The sequence below is a fragment of the Sporichthyaceae bacterium genome, from assembly GCA_036493475.1.
In the GTDB taxonomy this organism is placed as follows: Bacteria; Actinomycetota; Actinomycetes; order Sporichthyales; family Sporichthyaceae; genus DASQPJ01.
Genome location: DASXPS010000209.1, coordinates 21,106 through 27,354, shown reverse-complemented (window position 1 = coordinate 27,354; position 6,249 = coordinate 21,106). Strand labels below are relative to the sequence as shown.

Sequence of the window (6,249 nt, the reverse complement as noted above, 5' to 3'; positions counted from 1 at the left end):
CTGCAGGGCACGAAGCTGACCGCCGCGACCCTGCTCGATGCGGTGATGCTCGCCGAACTGTCCCAACTTGCCGGACTGGCCGACGGCCCGGACCGCGTCGCGTTGCCGATGCCACCGCGATCGCGGCCGGAGTTGGTGCGCGCCGGTCGGGTGTACGTCGATGCACTGCTCACCGGGCCGGTCGAGGCCGGTGCATCGGTTGCCGTGGCCACCGACGCCGGCGTGATCGCCGTCCCCGCGGCCGTCCTGGATCAGCGCACCGACCCCGGTCTGGACCCACACCGAGCGTGGACCCGGTGCTCCGGCGAGGTCGAAATCGGCGAGCCGATCACCGACGGGGCCGCGTGGTCGCGCGCACTGGCGGCGGGCCGGCGCGCGCTGGCCGCGGAACTGCTCGGCATCGCCGACCGCATGCTGAGCCTCGCGGTGGAGCACACCGGCAGCCGGGTGGTGTTCGGCCGCAAGCTGGCCGCGTTCCAGGTGGTGCGGCACAAGCTGGCCGACGTCCGGCTGGCCGGTGAGGTGGCCGACCTGGCGTTGGCGGCGTCCTTCAACGACGCCGATCCGTTGGCCGCGACGTTGGCCAAGGCGCACGCGGTGCGCTACGTGCGCACGGCCCGCGAGCACGTGCAGCAACTGCTCGGCGGCATGGGGTTCAGCTGGGAACACGAGTTTCACTGGTACCTGCGCCGCGCATTGCTACTGGAGCCGTTGCTCGGCGGCACCGCCGCGCTGCGCGTCGAGGTGGGCGCGCGACTGGTGGAGGAACGCCGGCTGCCGGATCTGGTCGCGCTGTGACGGCAGACTGTGCGGCCATGGACCGACGCACCCTGCAGATCCTCCTCGACGACGCCACCGGGGTGGCCGAGCTGCAGTTGAACCGACCGGACCTGCTCAACCGATTCGACGCGGCCCTCATCGATGAACTGGCCCCGGCGCTGGCCGAGCTGGACATGAACGCCGGCGTGCGCGCCGTGGTCTGGACATCGACCGGCAAGCATTTCTCCGCCGGTGGCGACATGGACGACATCGTGGCCGGCCACGACGACCCGGCCCAGCTGGCCGCCGGGGTGGCCCGCGGCAAGTCGGTGTATCGAGCCTTCGCGGGATTCGGTAAGCCGTTGATCGTGGCGCTGCACGGACACACCTTCGGCGTGGCCACCAGCCTGGTGCTGCTCGCCGACGCGATCGTGACCACGCCGACCGCGCGCATCGTCGACCCGCACGTGCACATGGGTCTGGTGGCCGGTGACGGCGGCGCGATCAGTTGGGGGGTGAACCTGCCACTGGCCCGGGTGAAACGCCACCTGCTGTGGGGGGAACCGCTGACCGGGCAGCAGGCGCACGACCTCGGTCTGGTGTCCGACCTGGTGGACGACCCGGACGCGGTGCGGGTCCGGGCCTTCGAGTTGGCCGCGCGGGTGGCCGCGCTGCCGCCGGTGGCCGTGCAACTCACCAAGCAGACGTTGAACGCCGGACTGGCCGCCCGGCTGGAGGAACTGCTCGACGTGGGCTTCGCGCACGAGGCGACCAGCAACCGCACCGACGACGTGCTGGAGGCAGTGGCCGCGTTCAAGGAGGGCCGGCCGGGGCGGTGGCAGGGCAAATGACGAAACTCGCCGCGCTGTGGGGCATCGATATCGGGCCGAGCCACTACGGCGGTGGACCGGGCCTGCAGTTCACGGTGCGGCCACGGCAGTTCGACGACCTGCTGGTCGGCGCGGACCGCTGGGCGGACCGCGAGTTTCTCGTGCAGGGCGAGCGCAGGATCGGCCACGGCGAGTTCCACGCCGCGATCCCCGCGGCGGCCGCCGCGCTGGCCGCGGACGGGGTGCGCGCCGGGGACCGGGTGCTGCTGCTGTCCTACAACTGCCCGGAGTTCGCGCTGGCGCTGTGGGGGCTTTGGTGGTTGGGCGCGGTGCCGGTGTTCGGCAACCGCTGGTGGCAGACCGCGGAACTGGAGCATGCGGTCGCGCTGGCCCGCCCGGTGCTCGCGCTCACCGACCGCCCGGACTGGATCCCGCCCGGGCTGAAGGTGCGTCAGCTGTCCGAGCTGGCCGGGCTTTTCGGTGCCACCGCGGACCCGGGCTGCCGGCCGGGCGACGAGGAGGATGCGGCGCTCGTCCTGTTCACCTCCGGTTCCGCGGGACTGCCCAAGGGTGTGGTGCTACCGCGGCGGTCGGTGATCGCCAACCAACACAACACCATGGCCCGAACCCGGCGCCTGCCCGCCGATCTGGACCCGAGCCGACCGCAGTCGGTGACCATGGTGTGCACACCGCTGTTCCACATCGGTGGGGTCACCAACATCCTGCTCGCGTTGCTCACCGGCGCGAAGTTGGTGTTCAACGAGGGCCGCTTCGACCCCGCGCAGGTGCTCGAGCTCATCGAGTCCGAACGGGTGCAGACCTTCGCGGGCGTGCCCACGATGGCTGCGCGGCTGATCGACCACCCCGACTTCGCCGGTCGCGACCTGAGCTCGTTGCGCGCGCTGCCCATGGGCGGGGCGCCCATCCCGCCGCGGCTGCTGGACACCATCACCGAGCGGCTACCCCAGCTCAAGCGCGGCGGGTTGGGCAACAACTGGGGGATGACCGAGTCCGGCGGGTTCCTCACCAGTGCGGGCGCGGCGGATCTCGTCGAGCGTCCGGGCACTGCCGGCCTGCCCGCCCCGTGCACGCAAGTCCGCATCGCCGACCCGGACGCCGACGGCATCGGCGAGGTCGTCGTCCGGACGCCCACGATGATGCTCGGCTACCTCACCCCGGACGGCCCGGCCGATGACGGCACCATCGACGCCGACGGTTGGCTGCACAGCGGGGACCTCGGCCGTATCGACGCCGACGGCTACCTTTTCCTCACCGGCCGGGCCAAGGACATCGTGATCCGCGGTGGGGAGAACATCGCCTGTGCGCACGTCGAGGCCACGTTGCTGACCCATCCGGTGGTGACCGAGGTCGCCGTGTTCGGCATCGAGCACGCCGACCTCGGCGAGGAGTTGGTCGCGGTGGTGCGGCACACCGGAGCGGCGCCGACCCCGGAGGAGTTGCGCGAGTTCGCCCGGGCCTCGTTGGCCTACTTCGAGGTGCCCAGCAGGTGGCGCATCACCACCGAACCGCTGCCCACGTTGGCCGGGGAGAAGATCGACAAGAAGACGTTGCGTGCGACGTTCGCCGAGGAGCCCCGCCCCGAGGAGCCACTGTGCAACTGACGCCCGCCGACGAGTACTTCACTCACCAGACCTCATTGCCGCACGCCATGGTGGCGACCTCCGACCCGTCCTGGCGGGAGCGGTACTGGATCAGCCTCCAGGACGTGGTCGGTGGCGACACCGTGCTCACCCTGGGCCTGGGCAAGTACCCGAACACCGATGTGATGGAGGCCTTTGTCGCGCTGTCCAGTGGCGGTACGCAACGCAACCTTCGGCTGTCCCGCACGTTGCTGCCGCGCAGCACCGAGCTATCGGTCGGGCCGTTGTCGGTCGAGGTCGTCGAGCCGTTGCGCGAGCTGCGGCTGCGGTTGGACCCCAATGATGCCGGGATCGAGTTCGACGTCACCTGGCGCGCGCGCACCGAGCCGTTGCTGGAGGGCCGTTTCTTCCAAATTTCTCGCGCCCGGGTGACCTATGACGCCATCCGGTACGTGCAGCACGGCCGGTGTTCCGGCACACTGCGCGCGCCGGGCGTGCAGGCGGCGCTGTCCGAGGACACCTGGTGGGGCGAACGCGACCACTCCTGGGGCACCCGTCCGCTGCCCCGCGCGCCGGGCATGCCGCCTGCGGAGCGCCCGGAGTGGCGGATGCTGCTGTTCGCGCCGTTGCAGCTGCCGGACTTCGGGGTGCACATCTACCTACAGGAGGCGCCGGGTGGCCGGGCCGTGCACCTGTCCGCTGGACTCACCCCGTTGGTCGGAAAGGAGCCCGAGCCGGAGGCCATCGTGGCTGTCGAGCACGACCTGACCTGGGTGCCCGACGCGCCGGCCCCGACCCTGGCCGGCGGCACGCTGGTGCTGCGTCTGTCCGACGGGCGCGTGCTGGAGTTCGGGCTGCGCACGCTGCCCGGTCGGGCGCACCTGCGCGGCGGTGGCTACGAGGGCTGGAACGGGTGGTTCCAGGGCCAATGGCGCGGCGAGAACACCGCCGAGCACGAGGCCTGGGACCTCACCGACCGCACGCAGCTCTACCGCTACGCCAAGGCCGGCGGCGACCACCTGGTCGAGGTCACCCACAACGGGCAGGTCGGCTACGGGATCGTGGAGTACATGGTGCTGCCCGGCTACCACCGCTACTCCGACGCGCTGCCATCGCGGCGCGAGTCGTGAGTGATCTGCGCGAGCAGCTGACCGTCTTTCTCGCCGCCGGGTTACCCGCCGATGCGGACCTGCGGGTCGACGAGCCGGTGCTGCTCGGCGGGGGAAGTTCCAAGCACAACTGGGCGTTCGACGCGACCTGGACGCAGGCCGGCCCACGGCTACGCCGGGAGCTGATGCTACGTCAGGACCCCGAACAAAGCGTGGTTTCCACCTCCGCGCAGCGCGAGACTGCGCTGCTGCAGGTCCTGGTCGACGCGGACCTGCCGACGCCGGTGGTGCACGCGGCGGATCTGACCGGTGCGGTGTTCGGGATGCCCTCGATCGTGGTCAGCCGGTTACCCGGCCGCGCCGACCGCGCTGTGCTGCGCGACGTCGACCCGCTCGGCCTCGGCCTTGACGGCCGGTTGGCCGTGGCGCACCGACTCGTCGACCTGCTCGCCGACCTGCACGCGGTGGACGCGGCCATGCTGACCGGTGTGCTGCCCGACCCCGGCCCGGACCCCGCTGCGCACGAGGTGGCGCACTGGACGGCAGAGCTGAGCAATGAACGTGCGCTCGGCCACGGCGAGGCGGCGGTGCTCGACGAGACGTTGCGCTGGCTGCATGCCCACCGTCCGTCCCCACCGTCCCGTCGGGTCCTGGTGCACGGCGACTTCCGGCCGGCCAACGTGCTCATCGACGCCGGCCGGGTGACCGCCCTGCTGGACTGGGAACTGGCCCACCTGGGTGACCCGTTCGACGACCTGGGCTGGTACACCGGCGCCATCTACCGCCGGGAGCACTTCCTCGACGGCTGGACCCCCGAGGGCCTGCTGACGCGTTACTTCTCCCGCACCGGCGGTGACCCCGACCCTGCGCGGCTGGGGTTCTGGCAGGTGTTCTCCACCTTCCGGCTCACCGTGATCGCGGTGCGTGCCGTGCGACTGCTCGCCGAGGGATCGCCGATGGGCAAGGCCGCGCCGGTGGACCTGCTCTACGAACTACTCGCCCGCGAGATCGCCTGACGGATCGTCAGCGGGCCCGCTCGATGAGGCCCTGCACGTAGTCCTGCGGCCAGCCGAGTTCGACGTGCGCGGTGGCCGGCCGGCCGTCCAGGGTCGCGGACATGCCGATCTCGTTGAGGAACATGTGCTGTATGGGCATCGTCCACCCCGCGGAGTAGTGCGCGTCCAGCGTCATCTCGACGCCGGTCTCGTCCACCACCCGGGTCTGCACCCGCCGATGCACCATCGCCTCGTCGAGGTCCGCCTTCGCGGTCGCGGTCACGATCGGGGTGACCACGCCGTCGCGGTTGGTGTAGCCGTTGATCCGGACGTCGCCCTTGACGTTCGCCAGCGTGCAGTGCAGCGACGTGCGCCCGTCCGGGGTTGCGGCATTGATCCATTTCCAGTGCTGCAGCGGCCACCAGTCCCGGGTGCCCCAAGAGTGGTCGCGGTGCCCGACGCCGGTGAATTCCAGTTCCCGCCCACGCAGCATCAGCCGCCCGGAGGTCAGGCCCGACTGTTCGTAGCGGTTGTGCGCGACCCACTCCGGACAGCCATCGGCGTTGTCGTGCCAACTGAACGGTGCATGGATGCCCTCGAAGCGCAGCGCGAGGTCCAATTCCCCATCCGCACAGGCGAATTCGGCGACCCGCAGCGGTTCGGGTTGGCGCACCCGCAGCCCACTGACGGTGAAATCCCGCAGGTCGTCACCGGCGTACTCGGCATCCGCCTCGAAGGACAGGTACTCCGGTTTGGCCATGTCCGCCCCGGCCACGAAGACGAACCGACCCCACTTCGTGCCGCCCTCCCGCCACACGTAGGCGAACAGCAGCAACCCGTGCTCGGGCAGCGGCGCGGTCAACGCCAGGCTCTCCCGGGAAAGCGGTCCTGCGGCGGAGTAGTCGTTGTGCAGCAGGTCGTCCGCGGCGGAGAACTGCGTCAGCGTGGTCGGCAT

General features: G+C 70.9%; 6 protein-coding genes. 5 read left to right on the top strand and 1 reads right to left on the bottom strand.

The features are described from left to right. From VGJ14_20020 to VGJ14_20000, 5 genes are all read left to right on the top strand, one after another. Positions 1–798: acyl-CoA dehydrogenase family protein (locus tag VGJ14_20020; protein ID HEY2834715.1), on the top strand; the 798-nt coding region annotated here is incomplete at its 5' end. Positions 799–815: 17 nt separating this feature from the next. Then, positions 816–1,610 carry an enoyl-CoA hydratase/isomerase family protein gene (locus VGJ14_20015; GenBank protein ID HEY2834714.1) on the top strand — a complete coding sequence of 265 codons (795 nt, stop codon included), beginning with the start codon at positions 816–818 and terminating at the stop codon, positions 1,608–1,610. After that, positions 1,607–3,211, top strand: a complete 1,605-nt coding sequence (locus tag VGJ14_20010) for a class I adenylate-forming enzyme family protein (GenBank protein ID HEY2834713.1) — start codon at positions 1,607–1,609, stop codon at positions 3,209–3,211. The genes VGJ14_20015 and VGJ14_20010 overlap by 4 nt, the downstream gene beginning before the upstream one ends. After that, positions 3,202–4,320, top strand: coding sequence for a hypothetical protein (locus VGJ14_20005; protein ID HEY2834712.1), 1,119 nt, complete (start codon positions 3,202–3,204; stop codon positions 4,318–4,320). The genes VGJ14_20010 and VGJ14_20005 overlap by 10 nt, the downstream gene beginning before the upstream one ends. Next, positions 4,317–5,315 (top strand): phosphotransferase family protein, encoded by a 999-nt coding sequence (locus VGJ14_20000; protein ID HEY2834711.1) that lies wholly within the window; start codon positions 4,317–4,319, stop codon positions 5,313–5,315. The genes VGJ14_20005 and VGJ14_20000 overlap by 4 nt, the downstream gene beginning before the upstream one ends. A gap of 7 nt (positions 5,316–5,322) precedes the next feature. On the opposite strand, the gene VGJ14_19995 is transcribed toward VGJ14_20000, so the two are convergent. Further along, positions 5,323–6,249, bottom strand: coding sequence for a hypothetical protein (locus VGJ14_19995; protein ID HEY2834710.1), 927 nt, complete (start codon positions 6,247–6,249; stop codon positions 5,323–5,325).